Genomic DNA, 26,438 nt, shown 5'->3' with positions numbered 1-26,438 from the left:
TATGCGGGGTGCAATAAAGACTGTGCTCATCGTGGGCGTCGTAATACTTGTGGCAATCATCTTGTTTATTATTGCGGCGGCCTATTTTGGGTGGCTGTTAGAGGCGCTTTACATTATCCTGATGATTCTGGCCGCGTTCCTGGTGTTCGCGACGTTCATGCAGATCTACTCGGTCTTCTCACTCATTGGAACGATCAAAACAATACGTGACGAGGCTAAACCGCTCGTCTCTTCTCTACAAGAGACCGTTAGCATTGTACAGGACACAGCCAAAACTGCCGGACATACGGCCTCGGTCGTTGGGACTGTCTCGAATCTGGCCAGCGATCTGGTTGTCGCACCTAGTGTGCGCGCGGCCGCGGGCGCAGTTGCCGCGGGTGAGATGGTCAAAGTGTTCTTTGGTAAAGGGAGCAAGCGAAGTAAATACGAAGAGCGCCTGAACCAGCAGCGGGAGGCTATGCAGGCGAGCGCTGGAGGTGACTAATGTTTCTAGTCCTTGGAGTCAATCCTATCCTGGAGATGGGGGGACGCATCGCGGCCATCATCATCTGCCTGTTTGCCTTTGTATTCATTATCGTCTCAGTGGCTTTGAACTTTGCTATGGCTTGGGGACTAAGCTTGCTGCGCGAGAAGGTGAACGTGGTACAGAAGGTGCGCCCGGAAGTAGAGAGTGTCAACCAGGCGACCATGCGCGCCAGGCAGGGCTTGCCGCCTGACGAGAACGAGAGCGCGCTTGCGCGTACGGTAGCGAAGGTTCCCGTGGGTGTGCAGAAGATCGACACAAAGACGGTACAGCTTGCCGATAAAGCAGCGAAGGGCCTCATCGAGGCACGTGCGCGTACCGTGCAGGCACAGACCATCTTGAAGGCCTTCTTCCTTCCCGGCCTGATGCGACGCGAGACGCTTGCCAAGGAGGAGGCTCGTCTCGATGCGGCTGGCCTGGAGTTTAAGAGTCCCGGCTATCGTATATTGATGGAAGAGCAGGCACCTGAAGTTCCAATCGAGGCAAGCAATGGCGAGGGAGCGCGTCAACGTATGGAGGCACAACAACTGCGTAATGTCACTACTCGTTGAGTACCTGCGGCAGTTTGGTCGCTTTCAGCGCAACGCGCGCCTGTACCTGATTAGCAACGCCTTGAGTGGTATGACGCTCGGCATTATCCAGGTTCTCTATAATCTCTACCTGGTCTCACTCGGCTATAAAACTGATTTTGTGGGACTGGTATTGTTTATGACGACGGTGGGAGCAGGCCTGGCTATCTTCCCCGCCGGCCTCTGTATTGATCGATTTGGAAGTAAGGCCATCCTGATCTGGGCCAGTGTTGCGGTGGGCGTGGCGGGGACGGGACAGTTTCTGTTGCGCCAACCGCCATTCTTGCTGTGTAGTGGCTTTATCGCGGGTGTAGCGGGCGCCTTTATCCTGGTTGTCAACGCGCCTTTCCTGACACAGAATAGTTCAAGCTCCGAGCGCTCCCTGCTCTTCAGCTTTACGATTGTTGTGACCCTGATTATGACCGTGCTGGGTGAGCTGCTGGGAGGCGTACTCCCGGTCTGGCTGCGCACCAGTACCTGGCTGATGGGAACCTGGCCCGCGTGGCTAGCGGCCATCCTGGCACACCAACCAGAGGCACGCGCCTATCAACTCTCACTCCTCTTTGCTGGTCTCATTGCCGTCCCAAGCTTTATCCCCCTTTTCCTGCTGAGCAATGATCGCCCAACTCGTGTGTCTGAGCGAAAAGACGCTATAACGCGTCTGAACCCCCCTGAAAAGAGGCATAAGCTATTGATGGTCAGCCAGGTGAAGCAAACGCTCCAGCGCTGGCGTGAGAGCGATATACGAGGCTTGTTACATAGCCCTCTGATTGTACTGGTGCTGGTGCAGACGCTGATTGGTTTTGGAGCAGGCCTTTTTATCCCCTATTTCAATCTCTATTTTGTCCATTTCCTAGGTGCCTCGCCTGCGCTCTTTGGCACCATCGATGGTGGAGCGAACGCACTCAATGCCGTGCTTACCCTGGTCGCGCCTCTCCTGGTGCTGCGGATCGGCCGTGTCAATACTGTGGTTGCTACACGCCTCGCTAGCCTCCCCGTTTTACTCGTGATCAGCCTTGTGATCTTTCTCCCCTTGATTGCCCCGCTCTACTTGTTGCGCCAGGGTTTGATGGATATGGGCAATGGTGTCTTCCAGGCCTTCTCAATGGAGGCCGTTCCCCATAGGCGGCGTGGAGTTGCCAACAGCATCTACCAGGCGGCCTTCTATATCGCGAATGCCCTGGCGACGCCTGTTGGAGGCTTCTTAATCGCACGCAGTGGCTACCGCCCGGTATTTCTTATAGCAATAGTACTCTATACTGTCTCTGTTCTCATACTCTGGGGACGCTTTGGGCGCGGGGTTGGTGAGCGCCTGCTGATTGATGTGAGCGAGCAGGATCGGCGAGAAGAAGTTCTGGTCAAGTAAACAACAAGGGCGCTGATCAGGCGCCCTTGTTGTTTACCCTCTTATTTTTTAGCGAAGACGCGAATGAAGATGATAGACAATTCATAGAGGAAGGACATCGCCACACCTAGAATGATCGGGCTATAGACATCGGCGCCGGGTGTAATAAAACAGGCAGCGATCCACATCCCTACATGAGCGGTAGAGCGTCGCTTCTTCAACATGTTCGAGTCTACGATACCTACCAGGGCCATAAAGGTCAGCACGAGCGGGATCTCGAAAACGATACCAAAGGCCAGCATAAAGTACGTGATAAAGGTAAAGTAACTATTTGCTGTAACCAGTTCGGTAAACATGCCCGACGAGAACTGAACCAGGAACTCCAGGGGATAACGGATGGTGATGTACCCCAACGTAATGCCAATGGCGAAGAGCACAATTCCGATGACGATGAAAGGTACCGCGTGCTTCTTCTCATGCTTATAGAGTCCAGGCGCGATAAAGGCCCAGGTTTGGTAGAGAATAACCGGGATTGAGAGCAGGATTCCTACTGCGAGCGAAATGAGCAGCGTGATGGTAAAGCCTTCGGCGATACCAGTCACGACGATCTTGCCACTGGTAAGCGCATCAGATGACTTTGGCAGCGGCGCAGAGAGAAAGCTCATAATCTGCACACGGAAGACGAAGGCGACGATTGTAAAGATCACGACGAAGATCAGGCACTTGAAGATGCGCTTACGCAGCTCCTCCAGGTGCTCGATCAGGGTCATGGCCGATTCCGCCAGCTCATCCTCCACATCTTCCGTGGCTTCGCTCACGTATGTGGATAGTTTACGTTCCTGCTGGTCTAGATTGCTAGTTGCCATGTACACTCCCAGGCAGGTTTTTTAGCGGACGACATTCGTTGATTTAAACCTCGGCATCGACTGAGTGGCTTGCGGCCTCCTGGGCGTTCAAAGCAGCTTTACGTGCGGCAATCTCACGCTCAAGCGCCTCGATGTCCATGGCATCAACGCCCTTCGACTCGACGGGTTTGACCTCTTCCTTCTCTTCTTTGGGAGCGCCAATTTCGCTCATGCCCTTCTTGAACTCCTGAATGCTCTTACCGATAGCGGAACCCATCTCGGGAAGGCGCTTAGGGCCGAAGACCAGGAGGGCGATGACGACGACGATAACTAGTGTAAGTGGATGTACTCCAAATGGCATGATGGTAGATCCTTTCTGGACTAAGATGGTAACGCGAAAAATACAACTGAATGCAACTGATTGTATGCTCAGGCTCAAATCTCATACAAGATTTGAGCGTACAGTAACAAGCGTAAGGTCTTATCTGTAATGACGCGCTAGGAGCGAGACCAGCCTGTGGAGGCTAGTAGGCCGTCCGTGGTTGCGTCGTCGCATCGTGACCGAAGAACCTCGTGTCAAGTTGCTGAACGCCTTCCAGTGCCAGGCCTATGAGGCCCGCGCTGGCGGAGCTAAAGGTTACGGCACGCAGGATCTGGCGACGCGTCATCAGGCGCGCCTGGCGTGTTGGTAAGAGCGCCGGTTCTTGTACCTTCTCCTGGTGCAGTGCATGTACCAGGCGTTGCTCAAGGTCTGAGGGCCTGGGCGCTGTTGGACCATAGTGGCGTAGCAGCAGTGTTTCTGCGGTATCGTTATGCATAGCTACTCCGATGTGTCGCAGGTTGGGCGTTGAGCGAGAGATGGTAGGGCTTATGTGCTTGCGTAGACGGTCCTATGTTCTCTCTGTCAGTGGAGACGGCGCTGGTTGTGATTGGCTCTGAAGCACCAGGCGCCTCCACAAGTTTCTCATCGCTTTCATAGGTGTAGAGCTGTTGAAACTGCTTGCGTGCGCGGGCGAGGCGCTGGCGTACGGCTGGCTCTTTTAGTTCAAGCAGATCGGCGATCTGGGCGGTGGTCAGGCCGCCAACGATAGAGAGCAGCAGGCAGACTCGTAGAGGCTCTGCCAGGCGGGCCAGGACGCGCTGTACGGCGTCGCGCTCGGCGATGATGTCAGCCGGATCATCAGATGCGTGCGTTCCCAGTCCTGAAGGCTGAAGAGGCGCGGCCTGCTCGCTGATCGTTTCGCTACTTGCCGTCTCTGCCTGGCGCCCTTCGAGCATACGCGAAAAGGGGACAAAGCTTAATATCTTGCGGCGGCGATAGTGCATGCGAACCGTATTCAGCGCAATACGCAGGAGCCAGGCTTTAGGTTGGAAGTGGTCTCCACTCGCGCGGCGAGCGGCATCTATCCCACGCAGAGCCTGGTGAAAGGTGTCCTGGGTCAGGTCCTGGCTCTCCTCCCAATCATTGGTCATGCCATAGATGGTATGAAAGACCAGGGCGCTGTACTCATGAATAAGCGCTTCTATAGCCTTGGCGGTAGGCGTCGTATCCACACAGATAACTCTCTCAACAAATGGACGATAGCAAAGAAACGTTTCTTACCGGGAGCCGTGTATCTGAACTATTGCCAGGTTTACACGTCTCTCTATTACTCAGATGCACGAGCATGTGAAAGTGTGACAACGAATTTCTTTTTTGAAAAAAATATTATTATGTCTTAGTCTTACAAAGAAATAGTAGCAAATATATGGGATCTCGCAAAGGGGGAGTGTGTGGAAAGTATACAGTTTGTCTGAAGGGGAGTGAGGGAAGTTACAGGGTGGCCTAGGCCACCCTGTCATGAGTCCGTAGGAAGAAAAAAATTACCGCAGGTGCTCTTCGATATAATCCTCGGCCTCTTGCACGGTCGTGATTTTCTCGGCGTCCTCATCGGAGATCTGAACTTTGAACTCTTCCTCAAGGGACATGATGAGTTCGACGAGGTCCAGCGAATCGGCGTTGAGATCTTCAACGAAAGACGCGCTAGAAACGACCTCGCTCTCGTCGACACCAAGCTGGTCGACGATAATTTTTTTCAGCCTATCATGAATAGTTGGCATTATTTCACCTCGCTTTCCGCTTTTGGGGTGGGCTGTTGTTGAGCCCGATTAAATATAGTACCCAGGACGCCATTAATGAAGCGGCTCGAGGTGTCACTGCCGAAGAGCTTGGCAAGTTCCACAGCCTCATTGATAGCAGCCTTGGCTGGTACAGTATTATTAAACAGAATCTCGTAGATTGCAAGTCTCAGGATATTTTTATCGACACGAGCCATCTGTTGCAGTGGCCATTCGCGAGCGGCACTCTGGATATGCGCGTCGATATCAGCCAGGTGCTTGCAGACACCCTCGGCCAGCTCTTGCGCGTATTCTACCACTTTGGCATGGAGATTACGCTCTTCAGCGTGCCGCTGCAAGATCTCAAGGGGATCATGATGGACCATGTCGTATTCATAGAGTGTTTGCAGTGCGACCATGCGCGCTTGCCTGCGTATCCCTGGCATAGTATCCTCAAAAATGTCAAACTAATGACGTGTTATGCAATGTCATAAATGTAGATGTTGACTTCTTGCACCTGCATCCCGACCATATCTTCGAGCGCAGAGGCAACCTCATCCTGTACGGCAGAGCCGATTGAGACGATATCGACATCTGCATCAACGATCAAGTATAAATCGGCCGAGACGGTGTTCTCCCTCACTGTTAACCCGACCCCCTGAGGAGGAATGTCGTGTTTGAGGAGGCGAGACCACTGGTTACGCATCGCCACTGTGGGTGATGTATTGGCCATACCGATTACACCTGGAATCTGCAACGCGCTATGCGTTACGATAGTCGAAAGTACCTGTTTGGCCACGCGAACGGAGCCAATACTTTGATAGGCGCTTGCCATCTTAACCTCTCTTCTCTGTGAGTGCCACACCAGATGAAATGGGTAAGTAAGATCGCAACCTTCCAGTGTTAAGGAGCGAGCGACTTATTTGACAAATGACTACGGTATATCTGTCGCTATCGTAGTTGAGCATTCAGGCGCTATTGCAAATTATCTAAATCCAAAGATAGGCCCTTTTGCGAGCTATGTCAAGTATATATCCCAAATGGTGTGCCCGTCCATAGTAGGAGGACTTCAATACTGGTTTTGGACAGGTCTCCGACTCTTCAGACGGAGAGCCTGTCTATATGCTCACACAAGCAAGCAGCTACGCCAAAACATCCTGTTCGCGTAGCTGGGCTGCGGCCTTTGCGACCTCGCTGGCGTTGCCAACGTTCATAATCGTGACGCCCTTCGCGATGCGCTTGACCATGCCCGCAAGGGCCTGGCCAGGACCAATCTCGATAAAGATGTTGACGCCAGCCTCTACCAGGTACTGGATGGTCTTGACCCACTGTACGGAGGATGCCACCTGTTGGGCAAGCTCCTGGCGCAAACGCGAGGGGTCGGTGAGCGGCGCGCCATCGATATTGGCGATGATGGGAAGCACAGCCTCACGAAGCTCAAGCTCTGCCAGTGTTTTCGCCAGGCCTTGTGCGGCTGGCTCCATCACGGGTGAGTGGAAGGCACCGCTGACCGCGAGAGGAATCACGCGCTTGGCGCCACGCGCCTTCGCCAGTTCTCCCGCCAGCTCAAGCGCCCGCTTCTCACCAGAGATTACGATCTGGCCGGGAGCGTTATAATTGGCGATAATGACGCGTCCCTGACCGGGATGGGTCGTAGCCCCCGCTAGCTCCGCGAGTGCCTGCTCAGTTGCTTCCTGGCAGACCTGGCGCAGTGGCTCTTCGTCCATGGCGATGACGGCGGACATGCCCCCGGGGCAGACCGTGCCTTCATGCTCCATCAGGCGGCCCCGTTCGCGCACGGCCAGGATGGTCTCTTTGAGATCGAGTGCGCCCGCGACAGGCAGCGCGCTCCATTCGCCCACACTATGGCCCGCGACAAAGGCGGGTGTGAGGGGCGTAGACCAGGAAGAAGGCTCGCCAGGGGAGAGGGCTTCTTGGAGTGCGGCAAGGTACGCGAGGCTGACGGTCACAATAGCGGGCTGAGCGTTAATGGTATCACGCAGGGTGGTTTCTGGGCCGTTGAAGCAGAGATCGCTTAGTGAGAACCCGAGGGCGTCATCGGCGGCGGCAAAGACTCTCTGGGCCGCGGGAGAGGACGCGAAGATATCGGCTCCCATGCCAACAGCCTGACTTCCCTGCCCTGGAAAAAGAAAGGCGACTCTGGTCGTCATGCTTATCACTCTCAAAAAAAGAAGCGGCGTATGTAAGAGACTTCACGAAGAAGCGTTACATTGCCGCTTGCTTGTCATTACTTGCTGGCCTTAGGAAGAAACACCTGGCGGCCACGATAGGTGCCACAATTGGGGCAGGCATGGTGCGAAAGACGTGGTGTTTTGCACTGAGGGCAGGCCACCAGTTGTGGTAATTTCAGGTGATGATGTGCCCGGCGCTCACCCTGACGAGCGCGTGAGGTACGCTGCTTTGGAAGTGCTCCCATGGTAATTGTTCTCCTCTTCCACCCGTTGAAAATCTGGGTGACATGTGCTTATGAATTGTCCTGCTGCAAAAGTGTCTTGAGGACGCTGAAACGTGCGTCTGGCTCTGGTTGGCATTCACAAGGACCCTCATTGAGATCCTTCCCGCATTGCGCACACAGCCCGGCGCAATCTTCGCGGCAGAGTGTCACAATGGGTATCGCGAGCAGGACCTGCTGGCGAATTGCCTCGGTAAGGTCAACCAGGTGGTGATCGTCGATAGGGAAGGCATCTTCCGCGTCTACAGGCTCGACAGGAATACCAGTTACCACATCGACGGTTGGATAAAACCGCTCTTCAAAGTCTACATGCTGAGGCTGCTCGAAATGCTTGAGGCAGCGTGTGCACTCTAGTTCAACGGTAAGGTCTACCCAGCCGTCCACCAGAATTCCCTGGTTGATGTGACGCATACGAGCGTGACCTGCGATAGGACCGATGACCTTGAGATCTTCGTCAAGCTGAATATCATCTTCGCTAAAGTCGGACTCAAGGCTGGTACCGACGAGCGATTTCAAAAGTTGCGCCACATTAAAGATCATTCCTTGTTCCCTTTCCACTAGAAAGTTGAACCCTTGTGTGAGACATCATCAGGATATCTCCTCTCAGTAAAAATGCATACTGAAAATAGCGATATGGCGCAAAGTGAAAAGTTCTTGCTCTTTGCTGGCGCTTGCTCATTATAGACAAGCCTTGAAAGGGTGTCAAGACCCGTAAGCGGCCACGGGTAAGGGAGGCACCGCGAGGATGCCGCATGGATAGTGCGTTTACCTTACGCGTGCCGTAGAGCGAAAAAGAGGTTGGCGTACGAATAGGACCCGTTTGACGTCTGCCCTCCAGCGCGACAGGTGACATGCTAAGGCTGGTTAATGCCAATGGTATCGGCCGCCAGAGAGGAGCGCCGTGGACGTGGCTGTGGTGGTATATTGGCTGGCAGTGATCCACCGGGGGAGTCTTCCACTAGTTCTCCTGCCTCCTCCTCTTCGAGAAATGCTTCTTCCTCGTTGACGTATGCTGTGGCGTCGTGCTCTTCCAGGCTATTGTCTCCTGCGGTGGCGATTTGCCCATGTTCCTCCAGGCTCTCGATGCCACGCTCAACGCTTAAGACGGTGCGGCTGACCCTGGTCTCCACTTGCACGAGCTGTTCATGCAGGGTACGTAGCGTCTCGATGACATAGGCGTCGGCGTCGCCCTTCAACTGCTGGGCCTTTTGTTCGGCCTGGTTCAGCATCTCCTGCGAGCGCTGCTCCGCGACCTTCAGCAGCCCCTCGCGGTTAATGACGCGCTCGGTCTCCTCACGCGCGCGGTTGAGCAAAGCATTGGCGTCGGCCTGGGCCTGAGCGAGGATACGTTCTTTATCCTGAATAACGCGACGCGCCTGTTTGACCTCTTCAGGGATCGAGGTACGCATCTGCTCAATAATATTGAAGATGTCGGTTTCTTTTATGACGACCTGGTTAGTCAGGGGTACACGCTTGCATGATGCGATGAGATTATCCAGGCGATCAACGAGGTACAGAATATCCAAGAACTTCCTCCTTCCCTCTCCTGGTGCGTACGCCGAGAAGTCATAAGTGGTACGTGTATAGATGTCAGGGGGTAGTCTCTGAGCGAGCGCTATTGGCCGAACCTATGGCGTAGCGCGCGTACTACCGCGGCGGGAAGCATATCATCGACATTGCCTCCCAGGCGAGCAACTTCCTTGAGCCGGGATGAACTGATAAACAGGTGATCCAGGCTGGTGAGCAGGCAGATGGTCTCGATTTCAGGTGCCAGCTTGCGGTTCATCAGACTTTGTTCGAACTCAGTGCCAAAGTCGTTGGGAGAGCGTAAGCCTTTAATGATCGCACAGCCACCAAGAGAGCGTACATATTCTACTACGAGTATCGAGAAGGTTTCGACGCGCACATTGGTCAGGCCTTCGGCGGCAATGACTTCCTGCCAGAGTGAGAGGCGTTCGTCAACGGTGAAGAGCACATTTTTGTCGGGAAAGGCGTAGATCGCGATGACCAGTTCATCGAAGAGGCGCGCCGCTCGGCGCGCGATATCGAGATGTCCATTGGTAACTGGATCAAAACTTCCCGGATAGACTGCTATGCGTGGACGTTGTGCTTCATTGCTCACGTCTGAGGCCCCCCTTAAATAGTATATGAAAACTCAGAGTATGCGACCCTCTGGAAAGCAGGGTCTTCTGTCCATTAAACCATAGTGGAGGCATTTCAGCAATAGAGCTTATGCTGGTCAATTTTCCAGGCTAAGCTTTGCGCCTGCGGCGCTCTCAAGGACATGAGCAATGGGTGGTGTGGCCCGGGCATTTGTCCGGGCCACACCACCCATTGCCCATGTCCTTGAGATACCAGATTTTTAGATGCGTTTGTAGCGAGCGTAGAGCATCTCGCCAAAGCCGATGGCGCCCAGACCCAGCAGCAGGTGTATGGTGCGGATGATGTCATGGGCGGAGCCAATGAGAATGTTGTCCTGAGTAAGACCTAAGGCGATGACGATCAGGCCATAAATGGCCGCGCCGATCGCGATTCCTGCATTGCCAGGTTTGGTAGTGGCCAGGGTACCGGCGATGATCCAGAGACAGATGACGGCGATAATACCAACGCCCTGGTGTACATCGGTGCGCACGATATAGTTGCCTGCCCAGTAGAAGATGCCCAGAATAAGCGCGACCAGAACGGCGAGGCGCAGGACCATGATAGAGATACGTGCTGCCATGTTACGAAAACTCCTTACAGTGTTGTAGTTGTAATTGAAAAAGGTAAATGTAGGCCTGGATGAGCCTAGTCGTGGGACGAGGAAGGAACCTCGACGGCATCGGCCCGAGCTGGCTGTGCAGGCTGTGTAACTCGTGCAATCGTGGGGAAGGCTACAAGCGTCGCCAGCACCACAAGTATACCACCCACGATAAAGGGCGTGCCCGCGCTACCTATCTTATAAATAGCACCGGCGATCAAGGGGCCAATGATGCGAGCCAGGCCCGCGAAGCCCTGAGACATTCCGAGCAGTTCACCCTGGGTTTCGCCGGGACTGGCGAAGGAGAGCAGCGTCGAGACGGTGGGACTCACCGCGCCATCGCCGATGCTGAGAACACTCAGCGTGACCATGAGCCAGGAGAGATGAGTGCTAAAGGCCAGGGCGATAAGCCCAAGCGCCATAAGTACCAGCCCGGCCAGCATAACACCTCGCTCCCGCCAGCGCTTGACGAGCTGGCTAACCAGCCCTCCCTGCATGATGACGATGATGACGCCGATGTAGGTAAAGACATAGGCGTTCTGTGTTGCTCCCCAGTGGAAGTAATGCTGGGTGAAGAGCGGAAAGATATTCTCCATCCCCGTAAAGGCGACGGTGTAGAGCAGGTTAACCAGGATCAGCGAGAGCACCGCCGGTTTATGAGCCAGGTTGCCCCACCCGGAGAAGAAGGCGCCAATCCCGCTCTTACTGGCCTTTTTGCTCTGCCCCTGCTCCTGGCCCGCCAGGCGTTTGCGGCTCTCAGGCAGAAGCACAATCACGAGCACGGCATTGAGGAGCGCGACCATGGCGGCAATCCAGAACGATAGTCCAGGATATGCACCAGCGAGCAGGCCACCCAGGGCGGGACCGATGACAAAGCCCAGCCCAATCGCTGCACCGATCATGCCCATGCCTTGCGCGCGTTTCTCCGGCGGCGTGACATCGGCAACGAAGGCCTGAGCCGAGCCGATATTTGAGGCCCCCAGGCCGCCAACGAAGCGTGCCACCAGCAACATAGGTAGCGAACCCGCCAGGGCCGTGAGCACCAGGGAGAGTGCCTCAATGACGAGGGAGACAACAATGATCGGCTTGCGCCCATAGCGATCTGAAAGGGTGCCTAGAATGGGCGTAAAGAGGAACTGGGCCAGGGCATAGAGACTGGTGAGCATGCCAACCATAAAGGCGTCGGCCCCAAAATGCTCTGCCCAGAAGGGCAGGAGGGGAATTACCAGGCCAAACCCTGTAATATCGATCAGGACAGTCAGCGTCATCAGCAGGAGTGCCGTGCGTTGCTGTTTATCCATAACTGTGCTCCTCAAAGTGTGTGTCCTGTTCCGTATTTTTAGCAGACCTCACTGGCTGCGTCTAAGTAGGTAGAAGTACCTGACCTGCCTCAGACGATGCAGCAGAAGCGATAGTTGCTGTACCCTCGCGTCGTGAGCTACTTTCTACCAGCAAAGGCCGTCAATTATGACGTGAAACCTACGTTAAGTCAAAATTGACCTGATGGGCTAAAAATATGCCCCAGTTGCTTCCAGCCATCTCTCTCGCCTATGAGGGGACAGACGTGGAAGCTACCTGGGGAGATGTGCGTAGATAGGCTATTGTGCGTTCAAGCCAGCTGATTTCAGCGTCAAGCAATGTCAATTTGTGGTCCTGCACAAATAAGTGCGCGTCATCAGGATGGCTCAGCGTTTGCATTTGCGCGACACTGGCCTGGCGAGCAGCGGTCATGCGGGCATATCGCTCTGTGAGCAGCTCAAGCGCTTCACTTGGCGCCAGGTGATGAAGGAAAAAGAGGCAGGCATCGACATCGGCATTGTTCAGACCGGGGGTATAGTTACTCAGCGTCCGGCGTAGAAGCGAATGAAAATAGCGGCGACCAGCCTCAGTAATATAGTAGACATCACGTTCACGCAAAGCGACATCTTCATGCGCGGCGCCTGGACCAGGAGCCTCCACCGTTTCGCGGCGTATCTCCAGGTACCCATCGTGTGCCAGGCGTTCAAGCTGGTAATAAATGGTTGGCTTTTTGATCAGGTCGGCGAGGAGATCGTGATGGTTCTCGATCACCTCGCGAATCTGCTGCCCATACATTGGCCGCTCCAGCAAGAGTCCGAGCAGCATCAGTTGTTTATACATAGCCAATCCCATTTATCAGATATCGTTAAGTCAGTTCTGACTTATTATAAATAAATTCCGACAATTCTGTCAAGGATGGGGTGTATGTTATGACAGGTGTCGGGCATCTACCCGACACCTGTCATAACATACCTTTCTCTACTGTGGAGGGAAGAAGGATAGTATGAGATAATAGAGATTGTATGGCAGAAGAAGAGGGACAGGAGGCCCAGGAGATGCGCGAATGGTTCAAGCAGAAGGGGGTGCTGGTTGCTTTAGGTACAGTGGTGGCTCTAATCGCTACCGCGGCCATTAATGGAATTATTGGCAACCGGGCGGATGAAATCTTTCAGCTCATGCTCAATGGCTTGAGTGGAGCTTTCCAGCATGATGCTTTGCCATGGACCATTGTGGTGGGTGTCGTAGTGCTGGCTGTGCTGGGTATTGGTTTCTGCTGGTTGCAGATCTCTGTTTTACAGGTCACATTGAAGCGGACCAATAAGATGATTGCCCTTGATGGGTCGCTGCTGCGCCTACTCGCGAGCTGGCAGCCGTCACAGCCTGGAACACGCCAGATTGAGCGCCTGCTCAAAGATGTCCTGCTGGATGCCACAAACGAGTTTGATGGAACAGTGAGCAGGGCTGCGATCCTTGTGCCTGATGTAAAAGGCGAGTTCCTGCGCTACTGGGTGGGCTTCGATATGCCGCAGGAGAGCCTGGAGGACATGGAATTTTATATTGGCAAAAATGAATCTAAGCGCGAGCGTGATGGCGGAGTTGCGGGCGAGGTCTTTACCAGCGGTCGGCTCCTGGTCGGGCATATGAAGCGCATCGATAATTTCTGGGTCTGTGACCTGGAGGCGTATAAGAAGCCGCGAGGGCGGCGGCCATTTCCTCCCTATCGCTCTCTTGTGAGTGTTCCCATAATGGGGAGCGATCCCGAGAAGCCTAATAGCACCCGTTGCCTGGGAGTTCTCTGTTTTGATAGCTATAAGGAGGATGCCTTTGACTCACAGGACGTAAAAGAGGTGTTGCTCATGCTGGCAAGCCGCGTGGCTGCGGTCATCTTAATCAGCGAGAAATTGATACCATAGATGAGTCGATAAATGCTTTTTGGTCACTGACTCAGGGGGTATTTCTCTGCATTATAAGACATGCTTTTGTTAATATGAGCTTGAAAATAGGGCTTTTTGACGTTACAATTAGATAAATTCGTACTATGAAAGCATATTTTTGAGATTGTGGCAAAGTTATCGTTTGTTTACCTGGTGACCCTGCATATCGCGTGAAGTATCTACTTGACAGAATTACTGAAGAAGAAGAGTCAGCAGGGGCACAAAACATTGAGGGGGCGAAGCGTTTATGACGGCTGAGGAACGGGAACAGGCGCTCTGGGTAGCGTCACAACGCTATATCAATGGTGACATAGATATAGATGAATTCGAAGCGGTTGAGCACATGCAAGCCGAAAAATTACGTGAGGCGATGCTCTCGCTCTCATGGCAGCGTGTGCGCGGCTCTTTAAAACGCAGACTTTTTGGACTCTGGGGCGACTCCAGGTCTGCATAACCTACTCTTAACGTAAGAGGGTCAGAGTGTCTCGAAAGCATAGCGACGAGACACTCTGACCCGTTTGTTTTTTGGATGCTAGTGGGCCATGAAGTCTTGCCAGAAGAGGTGCATCCGCTCACGGAGCGCCGTGTGCTCTGGCTTGCTCAGGTAGGGGTCTCCTGCCCAGACGCTCGCGGCGATCTTGCGCGTGAGTTCGATCATGCGGGTATCGCTGAGATCGGCGATGCGCATCTCTGGCATCCCGCTCTGGCGCACACCAATGAAGTCGCCGGGACCGCGCAGGCGTAGATCCTCCTCGGCGAGTTTGAAGCCATCATCAATCTCCTCAAAGACTCCCAGGCGCTCCTGTGATTGCGCGCCCGCGTCTTCGCTCAGCACATAGCAGTAAGACTGGTGTTTGCCGCGCCCAACGCGGCCACGGAACTGGTGGAGCTGTGAGAGGCCAAAGCGGTCGGCATCTTCAATGACCATGACTGTGGCATTGGGAACATCGATACCCACTTCAATGACCGAGGTCGCTACCAGGATATCAAGCTCATGGTCGCGGAAGCGGTGCATGACCTGGTCTTTCTCAGCGGGCTTCATCGCGCCATGCAGGAGGCCGAGGCGCAGAGTTGGAAAGACCTCGCGTTGCAGGCGCTCATACTCAGTTGTCGCGGCCTTGACCTGGAGCGACTCGGACTCCTCGATCAAGGGGCAGATGATAAAGGCCTGGTGACCCTCCTCCACCTGCTGGCGAATAGTATCATAAGACTCAGCTCGGCGTGCGCCTGTGCGCCAACGTGAGATAATCTTCTGGCGCCCTGGAGGCAATTGATCGATAACAGAGACATCCAGGTCTCCGTAGAGTGTCAGGGAGAGAGTTCGCGGAATGGGCGTGGCTGTCATGACGAGCATGTGCGGATGATACCCCTTCTTGCGCAGAGCATCGCGTTGCTCAACGCCAAAGCGGTGTTGCTCGTCCACAATGACTAGTCCCAGTTTATAAAACTTGACATCATCCTGGATCAGGGCGTGGGTGCCGATAGCCACGGCGGCCTCGCCGCTCTCCAGCATGGCGCGTCCACGGGCGCGCTCGCTGGCCCGCTGGCTGCCAGTGAGGAGGACGGTGCGAATACCAAAAGGCTCAAGCATTTTGCTGATACTGCGCGCATGCTGCTCCGCCAACAGCTCGGTCGGAGCCATGATCGCGCCCTGGCTGCCATTGAGGACCGCCATAAAGAGGCCCGCGGCGGCGACAGCGGTCTTACCGGCACCGACATCACCTTGCAGCAGGCGGCACATCGGTTTGCTCTTCGCCATATCGACGAAAATCTCGCTGATCACGCGGCGCTGGGCGTCAGTGTAGTGAAAGGGAAGCGTTGCCTCCAGGGGTGCATCGGTTGCCGTCACCGACCAGAGCGTCGAGCCAATGCCGATATTGCTTATAGTGGTACCACTGGCAGGAGACGTGTCCTGGCCCTCGTCAGTCGGGGGGGCGATAAAGATTTTATTGGGATAGATGGTTAAGGCGTTGCCCTGGGGGGCCTCGAACTGCCAGCGCTCGCGGCGCTCCTGCATGCCGAGTTGGATCATAAAGAGTTCGTCAAAGGCGAGGCGGCGATAGGCGCGCTGGCGCTCTTCTTCGTTATCGGGATAGTGAATTTTTGCCACGGCCTCGGGCAGGGGTATAAGCTGGGCCATATCGCGGATCGGTGTGGGAAGGTGATCGGGAACCATCTGGGCATAGCGATCAACTACCCACTTGGTAAAGCGGCGCAGCACCTTGGCTGAGAGGCCTGCGGTCAAGGCGTAAGTCGGCACGAGGCGGCCTGTGTTGAGCAGATCATTCTGTTCGGGTAGCTCATGGCTCTGTACATTAAACTCGACCTTGTTACCAAAGCGCTGTTTCTTGCCCGTTATCACGATATAGCAGCCCTGTGCGCGCTCCAACTGTTTCTGTAGATAGGGTTGGTTAAACCAGGTGGCGTAGAGTTTGCCGCTGTCGTCCGAGATAGTGGCGATGGTGCGGGACTGATTGCCCCTGGTGCGCTTGACTGTAACCTCCCAGATCAGGCCCATAGTGGTCGAGACCTCATTGAAGGGGACATCGACGATGGGTGTGATCTTGCTATAATCGCGGTGCTCGCGCGGAAAATAGAAGAGCAGGTCGCGCACGGTGCGAATTCCCAGGTGATGCAGGTGTTTCAAGGTCGTGGGACCTACACCAGGTACTGCGTTGACATCCGCGCTGAGGAGCGTCAGCGAGGTATGCCCCTGGCTCATTCCAGCTTCGAGGCGGATGGTGTTTGGCGGTGGCGGTGGTGGCGGCTCGACCGGGCGCTTTACGCGAGGCACATCAGGCTCCGCCGCGGGTAGAGCAGGGGAGCGGTGTGTACCAGGTGTGGATGATGGCGCAGTAGACTGTTTCTGCTGGCGTGGCGCTGGCGCGGCCTGTGTTGTGTTAGCATTCTGAGGGAGAGTCGTTGCCTGCTTTCCCTGGAGAATGACTGGTGCGGTGCTTTGGGGTGTAGCAGGGGCGGGTGCTCCATCAAGCTCGTTTAGATCAGCCAGGACCAGGCGCAGGCGACTGGCACGCTGTTCTGGTGTAAGCTGGCGATACCCTTCCAGGTGCGTTCGCAGGCGTAGCACGATAGCGGGATCAAGACCGATATTCTGTAGCAGTGGGCGCGTTTCGTCTACCCAGCGGGCAACAAAGGTTTCCAGCCCTCCGCCAAGGATGGCTTTATCCTGGTACTGAGTGCGTTGTTCATGTTGTAAGATTTTACGCGCACGCTCAATGTAGGGCGCGAGAGCATTTGTTTGTGTTTGTGACATAAGGAAAAAGTATAAGATAGTGTGCTGTAGGCGCGCCATGCTGGCGACCAGACAATAGATTTTTTAGCGGTAAGCGCTATTTAGCTAGATTGATAGACTGATAGGCGGTGTCATGTCGTTGTCGATCTCACCCCCATGATAGAGGTTTTATGGAACAGATGTCAAGTTTTCATGAGAGCACGACAATGCTTCTCAAACGCCATTCATTCTCTTCCTGCTCACAAGCTCGCCGGAGGCAGAAAAGATGGACATGGCGCAGGGGCAAATACCCCTGCGCCATGTCCATCTTTCCTACTTTATCTGGCGGCACGTCGAGCCTGGGTTGTGCTCGAAACGGTTGCCGGGGTGATCCCTAGTTGCTCTTCATCGGGCCAGATGCCCCTCTGGGGTGACCACCCGAGACGGGTGCGTGCGGCCTCGTTGCTGCAACGGCAGGAGTGCGGTTCAGGCAGTTCTGGCTGGCGTACCGGATGGGGCACGTGCAGCAGGTTTGCCAGCCTGTCGAGGTAATCTCCATATTGAATGGGTTCATCGACGATATTGAAGGTAGAGCCAGCCGGAGCTGATTCCAGGGCTGTCACGATCGCAGAGGCCATGTCATTGACATGCACAAGTGATAGGTAACTCTGTCCCCTGCCGGGAACCGTCAGACGACTGGCTCGCAGCCCTTCAAGCTGGTTCTCCTGATCGGTCCCTGGGCCCACGAATTGTCCTGCACGCAGAATGCACCAGTGGAGCTGGCTGGGATGGAACGAACTGACCATTTCCTCCATTTTGATTACAGGGGCGCAGATAGTCGCACGCGCGGGAGAGCTATCCAGGGGAACGTTCTCATGCAGCCAGAAGTCGCCCCCATCGGGATAGGCCATCACAGTACTCAACTGGATATAACGCCTGGCCTTAGCCGCGAGCGCAGCGCTTAACAGGGATTGTGTCCCTTCTGTTCGCAGGCGCGTTGTGGCTCTCCAGGCATCGGGATCAGGATGATTAGGATCTCGTGGAATAGCGGTTGCTGTGTGTACAACCGCATGACAGCCAGAGATATGCGAAGGCAGGTGTTCAATAGTGGCGGGAGCCAGGAGGTCGCCTATAACGGCCTCGACGCCAGCAGCTTCCAGTGCACGAGCCTTATCAAGCGTGCGCGCCAGGGTACGCACGGTATGTCCCCGCTGCAACAATTGAGGGAGGAGCGCGCGTCCAAGGACCCCGGTGGTCCCGACGACGAAGATCTTCATGGAAAACTCCTTCGTATGTGGATGAGTGAGACGTCATACCTCCAATACTTTCAATGTACCATAGAGGGAAGCAATAGAGACTGGTGAAATACAGATCAATTTGTTAAAAATTCACTTTAAATTGCCAAAAATAAGCAAATAAATATTGACTTTTGTTGATGGCAGGTGTTAATATTGCCGTGAGATTGGTGTTTTATTGCAAACGATTGAAGCTTTTTGTCTAATGGTGAGCGAATGTTGTGGGGCAGAATACAGAGACTTAAAAAATTGAAGGAGCTTGAGAATGTTTACCGCACTAAGGAAGCGTAATTTTGCGTTATTATGGCTGGGACAAATTGTCTCGTTATCGGGTGACTGGCTGTTGCTCCTGGCGCTACCATTCTACATCTATCAGTTAACAGGCTCGGTATTACAGACGGGCATAATGTATATGATTGAGATGTTGCCGCGTATTCTCCTGGGATCATTGGCTGGTGTTTTTGTTGATCGCTGGGATCGACGTTGGACGATGATTATTGCTGACCTTTCGCGTGCAGCGGTGCTTCTACTGATCTTGTTGGTTCATACACAGAACCTGATATGGGTCATCTATGTTGCGGTCGCGTGCCAGGCGATCATCTCCCAATTTTTTACACCCGCCTCGATGGCGCTCATTCCTACGCTTGTGGGTGAGAAAGACTTGATAGGGGCCAACTCGCTTTCGTCTTTTAGTGAAGCCCTGACGCGCCTGATTGGGCCGCCTTTGGGAGGTATACTGTATGCCTGGCTGAGTACAACAGGGGTGGTCGTGGCGGATAGCGCGACCTATCTCTTTTCAGCTCTGATGATAGCCTTGATTGCTGTCCCTGCTCGTGCTACGGCACCACAGTCTGATGCAGTGGTCTCGGTTGGAGAGGCGACAAAGAACGTCTTGCGCGAGTGGAGGAGTGGCCTGGGGATAGTTAAACGCGATGATGTCATCCTGGGCGTTTTCTTGACGATAAGCGTCCTTATGATAGGGCAGGGCGTACTGAACGTCATGCTGGTGCCGCTGACAGAAAAAGTACTGCATGGCGGCTCAGTCACGCTGGGCTGGATTATTACCGCTCAGGGCGTGGGTTCTTTGTTGGGCGCATTGCTGGTGGGCCAGGTGAGTAAGATAGTTCGCCCGGTTGTGCTGGCAGTGTTGGCGCTGGTAGCCACGGGAAGCGCCATCTTGATCATCACCCACTATCCTCATCTACTGATCTCTCTGCTCCTGATTGGTATAGTGGGTGTCTTTATCGTTGGCTTAATGGTAACGACACAGACGTTGCTGCAAATCAGGGTTGAGGATAGTTATCGCGGTCGTGTCTTTGGCGCATTCGAGACACTTCTCTCCATCGCTATGTTTGCAGGCCTGATTCTCGCCACTGGTGCGGGCGACCGCTTGAGTACAGTTACTCTATTAGACATCTCAGGCATTCTTACACTCCTGGCGGGCGTTGTCGCCCTCCTGACGCTGCGCAATGCGCGCCTGAAGGATGATGCTCAGGAAGAGCCGAGCCCAAGCAAGTCAGCGATAGAGGTAGTCTCCTGACTAATAGGAACATTCAGGAAGAGAGTGGCGGGCTGTCGTCCAGGACAACAGCCCGCCACTCTCTTCCTGAATGTAGATTATGCCGTTTTGTCGCTCTCGGCCTCGGCGGGGGCGGTAAAATGGATTTCTAAGGCCTTATTTGCGAAGCGGGCCGAGGTCGCCTCGTGGTGTGTGAGGATGGCGGGGAGGGTGAGATCGCGCTTGAAGTTTCCGATCTCGATAATCATCTCATCGCCTTTCTTGGTCATGATGACCTTGCTCATTTCCACATGAGGCAGTGGGAGGCGCAGGATATAGCCTTGCTCTTTGCGCACGATCTCCTGTACTGCTCCCTGGTGGTAGACTGTGGTGGGGTCCTGCTCGCCAAAGACCACCTGGGCTAGCTTCTCAAGCTCATCCACGCCTAGAATCTCTTGGGCGTAATAGGGTGCCTCCCAGACGGGAAGTGGCGCGAAGGTCGTATGGATCTGCTGGCGGAGCTTCTCCTGTGTGTTATACATCTCGCGTAGAAAGGCATCCTGGTAGTCGCCGGGCTGGATGACGCGGTTGCAGACCACGCTATCGATAGGGTAGCCGAAGAGGGAGAGGTAGGTCTCGGCGCGTAGAGCCTCTTTGATCACCATGCGCTCGGGATTCACCACGGGGCGGTACGAGGTGATTGTGGGGTCGCTAAGCACTTCACGCAACGTCTTGACGCGCTCACTCAATTTTTGTACGGCATCAAGCAACTCGGTCGTTGGGAGGAGCGATTTCAGGAAAGGACGGGCCAGGTTAAGAGTTCCACGCATACCAGAGAGGCGTCCAACATACCACTGAAAGGTATCGGGCATGCTGAGGAGGCGCACAGTCTCACCGGTGGGCGCGGCATCAATCACTACCACATCAAAGTTTCCCCGCTCGGCATTGCGGTAGATATTGACGAGGCTTACGATCTCGTCCATGCCTGGAATCAGGGCCAGTTCCTCTGCCATGACATCGTCGACTCCTTGCTTGCGCAGCGTGCGTGTCATAGTCTCCTGGAGTTTGCCCCACCCACGGCGCATCTCATCAAGGACATTGACCTCCTGCGCCCACAGGTTGGGCGCGATCTCGCCTGGCTCAGAAGTCAAAGGAACCCCTAAACAGTCGGCCAGGCTATGAGCCAGGTCTGTACTGACAACCAGCGTGCGCTTGCCAAGTGCTGCGGAACGCGCGGCGGTCGCAGCGGAGATGGTTGTTTTGCCCACCCCGCCTTTTCCAAGATAAAGTATAATACGCATAAGCTTCCTTATTATATATTTTGAGCTGAACAAGCTATAGAATATTCTTTGAACTGAACAACATCGCCTTACCCATATGTACGTATAGCTCCTCTTTTAGGTTTGATCAATAGCCACGAAGTGGCGAAGCGCCTCAAACAGGTTCCCGCGAAGAGAACAATAAGACGAATTCGCATATTACGCCAGGGAAATTACCCATTTCTAGTGCGAGCAGGCATCTATACTGGCGTAGGAGCAAATTATCATCTGATAAATAGGCGTGGTTAGTGATGTCTCCTAAACTAATAAAAGATGATGTGCGGAGAAACACGAGCGAACAGCTGTAGCTATAGAGCGAGAGATGTGACCTTTGAAGTGAGCAAGAAGCCCGTCTGTATCAAAAGTAGAATAGGAGATGTGCGATGCGACAAAGTAGCGTGACGGATCCTTACGAGTATTGTCGGAAGATTACCCAACGAGCATCAAAAACCTTTTACTGGGGTTCTAACTTTCTTCCTCAACCCAAGCGCAAGGCCATCTGGGCTGTCTATGCCTTCTGTCGCATGATCGATGATATCGTGGATGAAGCGGAGGGCACGCGGGAGCCGCGTACTGGTCATCTCTATGGAGTGAAGGATCCCCATTGCGAACTGGATTACTGGCACCAGTCGCTCCAGCATGTTTATGATGGAGAAGGGAGCGGTGATAACCCGATTATGCAGGCCTGGGAAGATATGCTACAGACCTATGCAGTGCCCATAAGGCCCGCTTTGGTGCTATTAGATGGCGTGGCCATGGACCTGAGCAAAAGGCGCTATCAGAGTTTCGCGGAACTTGAGCTTTACTGTTATCGTGTGGCTGGTACTGTTGGTCTGTTAACCAGCCCGATCTTTGGCTATAACGATGAGCGCGCATTGACATACGCGGTGGAGCTAGGTATCGCGCTTCAATTGACAAATATCTTGCGTGATGTGGGCGAGGACCTGCGGCGCAACCGTATCTATCTACCGCTGGAGGAGATGGAGCGTTTTCGCTATAGCGAAGAGAATTTACAGCAGGGCGTGATCAACGACGCTTTCCGCGAGTTGATCCACTTTCAAATGGCGCGTGCCGAAGAGTACTACATCAGGGGTCAGCAGGGCATTGACCTGCTGCATCCCGATTGTCAGTTGTCGGTGAAACTAAGTGGGGTTTTGTACCGGCGTATTCTGGAGCGCATTCGCTCGAATGACTACAATGTGTTTACCAAGCGAGCCAGCGTTCCTTTGCAGACAAAGTTAGTCGCGGCCTCGACCTGCTGGATTCTGCAACATATTGGGAGCAGACATATGGTCATGTATTATAAATAAGTGGCGTAGGGTGTACTGGCAGCCGCCGGCTGCCAGTACACCCTACGCCACTTATTTATAAAGATAGACTACTAGGAGGTCACTTTCCCCTGTGTGTAGAGGTAGTGCAAATATTCTAGCTGTCGCACCACCTCCACACGATCACTCCCGCCATTCTGATACCATTGACGAAGCCAGAGCAGAGAAATAATCTCATCTTGAGCAAAACCGCGCTGGCGAAGAAAGTCCGTCTCGTCAAGAGCGTTGTCAACGCTAGTAATTAATTCCAAAGGCTGTGTATTCATGTTCTATATCCTTCCACCTACGCCGATGACCGGCAAGCCGCCACTGCTCTCTACTGTGCATACCTGTTATGGAACGACTATTCTGGCCCATTTCTTATTCGAAGAAAAGCTCGAAGAAAAGAGTGCTTCATTGAATAGACGCGCCACCCTACAGTTTTTCAAATACCAGATTTTGAATGTACCCCATCACACTATCCCATCCTCGTCAGGTTACTCCACCCTCACTACCTATTTCCGTATGTACGAAGCATAGCAGGAAACCGGCGTAGTTACTGTGTTCCAGGTGACATAAAAAGTGTGATCCGCTTCACGTGTCCCCCAAACTCACTACCACCGCTGCTCGTCTCCAGGTGCCGTGTGAGCACGCATGGAGAGCGATCTTAAAAGGCTATCTGCGGTATATACGTTTGAAGAGGTAGAAAAGTTCCATCTCTATGACCTAAAGTCAAGACTTCGTTGTCTTTTTCCACAGAGAACGCGAAAATTTTCCATCCTATCAAATTATATAGCCTTCTCGGTGTGTAATCGACAGGTGATGACAAATCTTCAATTTTTTCATCACCTTCTACTACTATAGACGTGTCAGGGTTACAAAATAGGGCATATAAATTCAGGCAGGTACCTATTGGGTAGGTGCCTGCCTGATTGCTGCTAACAAACTGGGATATTAGCGAACGTTGCGAATAACGATGTTGGCCAGTCGCCCAGGAATATAGATGACTTTCTGAACGGTGGCGTCTCCAATGAAGGAGAGAACGCGCTCGTTAGAAAGCACCAGCCTGCGGACATCATCCTCGCTAATACCAGCGGGCGCCTCAAGGCGCTCGCGCACTTTACCATTGACTTGCACAACCAGGGTAAAGCTCTCGTCGTGTGTCATGGCCTCGTCGAAGGCTGGCCAGGTGCTCAGGTGTATCGAGCCCTCATGCCCTGTCTGATGCCAGAGCTCCTCGGTAATATGGGGAGCCAGGGGTGCCAGCAGCTGCATCATGGTCTCGAGCGCGCGCTGGAAGGCCGCCGTGCGCGCGACTGACTCATGCTGCTGTTTAATCAGGGCATTGTTACACTCCATCAACGCGGCCAGCGCGGTGTTGAAGCGGAAGTTGCTCAGGTCTTCGGTGATCCGCTTGATGGTCTTGTGACGCAGGCGCTCAATCGCCTTGCTCTCAGTGGTCTCCTCTGTGCTGGGATTGTCGGTCCAGGACTCGGTGACCAGGCTCCAGAAGCGGTTCAGGAAGCGCCAGACGCCTTCCAGATTCTCCGCCTTAAAGGAGCCACCCGCCTCGAAGGGGCCGATGAACATCATATAGCAGCGTACGGTATCCGCGCCGTAGGTCTCAATGTATTTATCGGGGGCCTCGACGTTGCCGCGTGACTTTGACATCTTCTGTCCATCGGGGCCAAGCACCATGCCCTGGTGATAGAGGCGTTTGAATGGCTCGCCGAAGCTCAGGTGTCCCATATCGCGCAGGGCCTTGGTGAAAAAACGCGAGTACAGCAAGTGCAGAATCGCGTGCTCAACGCCGCCCACATACTGGTCGACGGGCAACCACTTGCGCATCTGCTCCTGGCTCCAGGCCTCTTGATCGTTATGGGGATCGGAGTAGCGCAGGTAGTACCAGGAGGAGCAGATGAAGGTATCCATCGTGTCTGCCTCGCGGGTGGCTGGACCGCCACAGGTGGGGCAGGTCGTATTCAGGAAGGACTCTTCATAGCGCAGCGGCGACTCGCCTGTAGACTTAAACTGGACATTCTCAGGTAGGCGTACCGGGAGTTGATCCTCGGGCACGGGGACCAGGCCATCCTTCTCACAATACACGACGGGAATGGGGCAACCCCAGTAGCGCTGGCGGCTGATTAACCAGTCACGCAGGCGGTAGTTCACCGTGGCCTTGCCGACACCCTGCTCCTCGATAGAGCGTGTCACTTTGGTCTTCGACTCGTCGCCGGAGGTCCCATCAAAGGGGCCTGAATTGATCATGCGTCCCAGGGCTTCTTTCGCGCTTTCCCAGGTGGCGGGATCGGTTGGCTCCTCATCTTCGGCCAGAATGACCTGGCGAATGGGCAGATTGAACTTACGCGCAAACTCGAAGTCGCGCTGATCATGCGCTGGAACGCCCATGACCGCGCCCGCACCATAGCCCATCAGCACATAATCGGCGATCCAGACCGGTATCTGCTCACCACTGACAGGATTGATGACATAGCCGCCGGTAAAGACGCCGCTCTTCTCTTTCTCAGCGCTCATGCGCTCAATCTCGGTCATACGGCGGGCCTGGTCAACATAGGCCTCAACGGCATCCTTGCGCTCAGGCGTTGTGATTTTCGCGACCCAGGGATGCTCTGGCGCCAGGACGAAGAAGGTCACGCCATAGATGGTGTCGGGGCGCGTGGTGAAGACTGGAATCTCTTCTTGCTTACCCTCGATCTCAGCCTTGAAGCGGACCTCGGCGCCTTCGCTGCGACCGATCCAGTTGCGCTGCATGGTCACGGTTTTCTCGGGCCACTCGATATCCTCAAACTTCAGCAGCTCTTCCGCGTAGGCAGAGATCTTCAGCAGCCACTGATCGATCTCACGGCGCTCAACAACACTGCCACAGCGCTCACAGGTGCCATCGGCCAGCACCTGCTCGTTAGCCAGGGTCGTGTTACAGCCAGGACACCAGTTGGCAGGTGCCTTGGTGCGATAGGCCAGGCCATGTTTATAGAATTGCAGGAAGAGCCACTGTGTCCATTTGTAGTAATCTGGCAGGCAGGTAATGACCTCACGTGACCAGTCCCAGCCCGCGCCCATGGCCTGGAGCTGTTTGCGCATATTCTCAATATTGGCCAGCGTCCAGGTTCGTGCCTGGACACCGCGTTTGATCGCGGCATTCTCGGCTGGCAGGCCAAAGGCATCGAAGCCAATGGGCTGCATCACATTGTAGCCTTGCATGCGTTTGAGACGGCCATAGGCGTCAAAGGGCGAGTAGTTGTACCAGTGCCCCATGTGTAGATCGCCAGAGGGGTAGGGGAACATCACCAGGTGATAGAACTTAGGCTTTAAATCAGGTTTTGCGGGATCATCTGAGGCGCGGTAGACCTGCTCGGTCTCCCATTGTGCCTGCCATTTATGTTCAACGGCCTTTGGATCGTACTTCGTACGTGTAATCATGCGAATGCCTCCCAGGATGCCATGCAGCGGGATAAATTGGTATAGTAATGTATTCGGTTAAATTCTGTAGAAAAAAGAGCAACAAAAAAAACCTCCATCCAAGGGACGAAAGGTTGTTCCGTGGTACCACCCCGCTTTTCAATCAAGACAAGGGGTAAAACTGGTGGACCTGAGGGGACTCGAACCCCTGACCTTCTCCATGCCATGGAGACGCTCTACCAGCTGCGCTACAGGCCCAGATAAAGAATCGGCTTGTCTCTGACTTACTCTCATTATACGCTATATCGGGCGTCCCGACAAGTGCTCACAGCTTGCCTAGTATTTATCTACCGGCCTGCCATTTGACACTTGTAGCTCACAGGCGAGTTCAGTCTGATATGTAGCCTCACACCACCCGGCTACTCTCTGTACTCAAACGACCTACTACTCCTGCTCATCGCTGTCGTATTGGCAGTGCTTACTATACCACAAACTTTTGCGATTGGCAAGACCTTTGTAAGAAGCTATTGTACTTTCGGTAT

The 26,438-nt window shown here is 54.2% G+C and carries 27 protein-coding genes and 1 tRNA gene; 7 read left to right on the top strand and 21 right to left on the bottom strand.

Going from position 1 to position 26,438, the window contains the following annotated elements; genetic code table 11:
* Position 1: 1 nt before the first annotated feature.
* From JMJ04_RS05320 to JMJ04_RS05310, 3 genes are read left to right on the top strand one after another with little or no spacing between them, the layout of a single operon-like run.
* Entirely contained in the window at positions 2-484 is a 483-nt protein-coding gene (locus JMJ04_RS05320) for a hypothetical protein (protein ID WP_201369500.1), read from the top strand.
* On the top strand, positions 484-1,074 hold the full coding sequence (locus tag JMJ04_RS05315) for a hypothetical protein (protein ID WP_201369499.1): 591 nt from the start codon (positions 484-486) through the stop codon (positions 1,072-1,074). Before JMJ04_RS05320 ends, JMJ04_RS05315 begins: the two co-directional genes overlap by 1 nt.
* Complete coding sequence (locus tag JMJ04_RS05310) at positions 1,058-2,458, top strand: MFS transporter (RefSeq protein WP_201369498.1); 1,401 nt, start codon at positions 1,058-1,060, stop codon at positions 2,456-2,458. The genes JMJ04_RS05315 and JMJ04_RS05310 overlap by 17 nt, the downstream gene beginning before the upstream one ends.
* Positions 2,459-2,499: 41 nt before the next feature.
* On the opposite strand, the gene tatC is transcribed toward JMJ04_RS05310, so the two are convergent.
* The 15 genes from tatC to JMJ04_RS05235 all read right to left on the bottom strand — a co-directional run bounded on the left by tatC (position 2,500) and on the right by JMJ04_RS05235 (position 12,731).
* Positions 2,500-3,303 (bottom strand): twin-arginine translocase subunit TatC, encoded by an 804-nt coding sequence (gene tatC / locus JMJ04_RS05305; protein WP_201369497.1) that lies wholly within the window; start codon positions 3,301-3,303, stop codon positions 2,500-2,502.
* Positions 3,304-3,346: 43 nt separating this feature from the next.
* Entirely contained in the window at positions 3,347-3,643 is a 297-nt protein-coding gene (locus tag JMJ04_RS48600; protein ID WP_201369496.1) for a twin-arginine translocase TatA/TatE family subunit, read from the bottom strand.
* Positions 3,644-3,806: 163 nt separating this feature from the next.
* On the bottom strand, positions 3,807-4,100 hold the full coding sequence (locus JMJ04_RS05295) for a hypothetical protein (RefSeq protein ID WP_201369495.1): 294 nt from the start codon (positions 4,098-4,100) through the stop codon (positions 3,807-3,809).
* Positions 4,093-4,836 (bottom strand): RNA polymerase sigma factor, encoded by a 744-nt coding sequence (locus JMJ04_RS05290; RefSeq protein WP_201369494.1) that lies wholly within the window; start codon positions 4,834-4,836, stop codon positions 4,093-4,095. The genes JMJ04_RS05295 and JMJ04_RS05290 overlap by 8 nt, the downstream gene beginning before the upstream one ends.
* Positions 4,837-5,145: 309 nt before the next feature.
* Positions 5,146-5,382, bottom strand: coding sequence for an acyl carrier protein (gene acpP, locus JMJ04_RS05285; RefSeq protein WP_201369493.1), 237 nt, complete (start codon positions 5,380-5,382; stop codon positions 5,146-5,148).
* Positions 5,382-5,825 (bottom strand): transcription antitermination factor NusB, encoded by a 444-nt coding sequence (nusB, locus tag JMJ04_RS05280; RefSeq protein WP_007911637.1) that lies wholly within the window; start codon positions 5,823-5,825, stop codon positions 5,382-5,384. The genes acpP and nusB overlap by 1 nt, the downstream gene beginning before the upstream one ends.
* A gap of 32 nt (positions 5,826-5,857) precedes the next feature.
* Complete coding sequence (locus JMJ04_RS05275) at positions 5,858-6,214, bottom strand: Asp23/Gls24 family envelope stress response protein (protein WP_007911636.1); 357 nt, start codon at positions 6,212-6,214, stop codon at positions 5,858-5,860.
* A gap of 307 nt (positions 6,215-6,521) precedes the next feature.
* Positions 6,522-7,550: an ACP S-malonyltransferase gene (fabD, locus tag JMJ04_RS05270; RefSeq protein ID WP_201369492.1), complete on the bottom strand. Its 1,029-nt coding sequence runs from the start codon at positions 7,548-7,550 to the stop codon at positions 6,522-6,524.
* Between the two features lie 77 nt (positions 7,551-7,627).
* Positions 7,628-7,816 (bottom strand): 50S ribosomal protein L32, encoded by a 189-nt coding sequence (gene rpmF / locus JMJ04_RS05265; protein WP_007911634.1) that lies wholly within the window; start codon positions 7,814-7,816, stop codon positions 7,628-7,630.
* A gap of 48 nt (positions 7,817-7,864) precedes the next feature.
* Positions 7,865-8,380: a YceD family protein gene (locus tag JMJ04_RS05260; RefSeq protein ID WP_201369491.1), complete on the bottom strand. Its 516-nt coding sequence runs from the start codon at positions 8,378-8,380 to the stop codon at positions 7,865-7,867.
* Between the two features lie 326 nt (positions 8,381-8,706).
* Complete coding sequence (locus JMJ04_RS05255; protein WP_201369490.1) at positions 8,707-9,378, bottom strand: SPFH domain-containing protein; 672 nt, start codon at positions 9,376-9,378, stop codon at positions 8,707-8,709.
* 89 nt (positions 9,379-9,467) lie between these two features.
* Positions 9,468-9,974, bottom strand: a complete 507-nt coding sequence (gene coaD, locus JMJ04_RS05250; protein WP_201369489.1) for a pantetheine-phosphate adenylyltransferase — start codon at positions 9,972-9,974, stop codon at positions 9,468-9,470.
* A gap of 240 nt (positions 9,975-10,214) precedes the next feature.
* Positions 10,215-10,574, bottom strand: a complete 360-nt coding sequence (locus JMJ04_RS05245) for a hypothetical protein (protein WP_201369488.1) — start codon at positions 10,572-10,574, stop codon at positions 10,215-10,217.
* 65 nt (positions 10,575-10,639) lie between these two features.
* On the bottom strand, positions 10,640-11,893 hold the full coding sequence (locus tag JMJ04_RS05240) for an MFS transporter (protein ID WP_201369487.1): 1,254 nt from the start codon (positions 11,891-11,893) through the stop codon (positions 10,640-10,642).
* Between the two features lie 247 nt (positions 11,894-12,140).
* A complete protein-coding gene (locus JMJ04_RS05235) occupies positions 12,141-12,731 on the bottom strand; it encodes a PadR family transcriptional regulator (protein ID WP_201369486.1) in 591 nt (196 codons plus the stop codon).
* Positions 12,732-12,913: 182 nt separating this feature from the next.
* Between JMJ04_RS05235 and JMJ04_RS05230 the strand changes: the two genes are divergently transcribed.
* Together JMJ04_RS05230 and JMJ04_RS05225 are read left to right on the top strand one after the other, a co-directional pair.
* Positions 12,914-13,804: a GAF domain-containing protein gene (locus JMJ04_RS05230; protein WP_201369485.1), complete on the top strand. Its 891-nt coding sequence runs from the start codon at positions 12,914-12,916 to the stop codon at positions 13,802-13,804.
* A gap of 268 nt (positions 13,805-14,072) precedes the next feature.
* Positions 14,073-14,279, top strand: coding sequence for a hypothetical protein (locus JMJ04_RS05225; protein WP_201369484.1), 207 nt, complete (start codon positions 14,073-14,075; stop codon positions 14,277-14,279).
* Between the two features lie 78 nt (positions 14,280-14,357).
* Here the strand turns inward: JMJ04_RS05225 and recG are convergent, their stop codons facing one another.
* Entirely contained in the window at positions 14,358-17,099 is a 2,742-nt protein-coding gene (gene recG, locus JMJ04_RS05220) for an ATP-dependent DNA helicase RecG (protein ID WP_201369483.1), read from the bottom strand.
* A 296-nt stretch (positions 17,100-17,395) separates the two neighbouring features.
* Positions 17,396-18,334, bottom strand: coding sequence for an NAD-dependent epimerase/dehydratase family protein (locus JMJ04_RS05215; RefSeq protein ID WP_201369482.1), 939 nt, complete (start codon positions 18,332-18,334; stop codon positions 17,396-17,398).
* A 283-nt stretch (positions 18,335-18,617) separates the two neighbouring features.
* On the opposite strand from JMJ04_RS05215, the gene JMJ04_RS05210 reads away from it, so the two are divergent.
* On the top strand, positions 18,618-19,892 hold the full coding sequence (locus JMJ04_RS05210) for an MFS transporter (protein ID WP_201369481.1): 1,275 nt from the start codon (positions 18,618-18,620) through the stop codon (positions 19,890-19,892).
* A gap of 77 nt (positions 19,893-19,969) precedes the next feature.
* On the opposite strand, the gene JMJ04_RS05205 is transcribed toward JMJ04_RS05210, so the two are convergent.
* Positions 19,970-21,151 carry an ArsA family ATPase gene (locus JMJ04_RS05205; protein WP_201369480.1) on the bottom strand — a complete coding sequence of 394 codons (1,182 nt, stop codon included), beginning with the start codon at positions 21,149-21,151 and terminating at the stop codon, positions 19,970-19,972.
* 401 nt (positions 21,152-21,552) lie between these two features.
* Here JMJ04_RS05205 and JMJ04_RS05200 point away from each other — a divergent pair, with 401 nt between their 5' ends.
* Positions 21,553-22,479 carry a phytoene/squalene synthase family protein gene (locus tag JMJ04_RS05200; protein ID WP_201369479.1) on the top strand — a complete coding sequence of 309 codons (927 nt, stop codon included), beginning with the start codon at positions 21,553-21,555 and terminating at the stop codon, positions 22,477-22,479.
* Positions 22,480-22,550: 71 nt separating this feature from the next.
* Here the strand turns inward: JMJ04_RS05200 and JMJ04_RS05195 are convergent, their stop codons facing one another.
* The 3 genes from JMJ04_RS05195 to JMJ04_RS05185 all read right to left on the bottom strand — a co-directional run bounded on the left by JMJ04_RS05195 (position 22,551) and on the right by JMJ04_RS05185 (position 26,154).
* On the bottom strand, positions 22,551-22,763 hold the full coding sequence (locus JMJ04_RS05195; protein ID WP_007911607.1) for a hypothetical protein: 213 nt from the start codon (positions 22,761-22,763) through the stop codon (positions 22,551-22,553).
* Positions 22,764-23,430: 667 nt separating this feature from the next.
* The gene (gene leuS / locus JMJ04_RS05190; RefSeq protein WP_201369478.1) at positions 23,431-25,917 is read right to left on the bottom strand and encodes a leucine--tRNA ligase; all 2,487 of its coding nucleotides are present in this window, start codon (positions 25,915-25,917) and stop codon (positions 23,431-23,433) included.
* Positions 25,918-26,078: 161 nt separating this feature from the next.
* Positions 26,079-26,154 (bottom strand) — tRNA-Ala (locus tag JMJ04_RS05185).
* Between the last annotated feature and the right edge of the window lie 284 nt (positions 26,155-26,438).

The sequence above is a fragment of the Ktedonobacter robiniae genome (assembly GCF_016587375.1).
Lineage (GTDB): Bacteria > Chloroflexota > Ktedonobacteria > Ktedonobacterales > Ktedonobacteraceae > Ktedonobacter > Ktedonobacter robiniae.
Note: the sequence above shows the minus strand (reverse complement) of the source record. Positions and strands in the feature narration are given on the sequence as shown.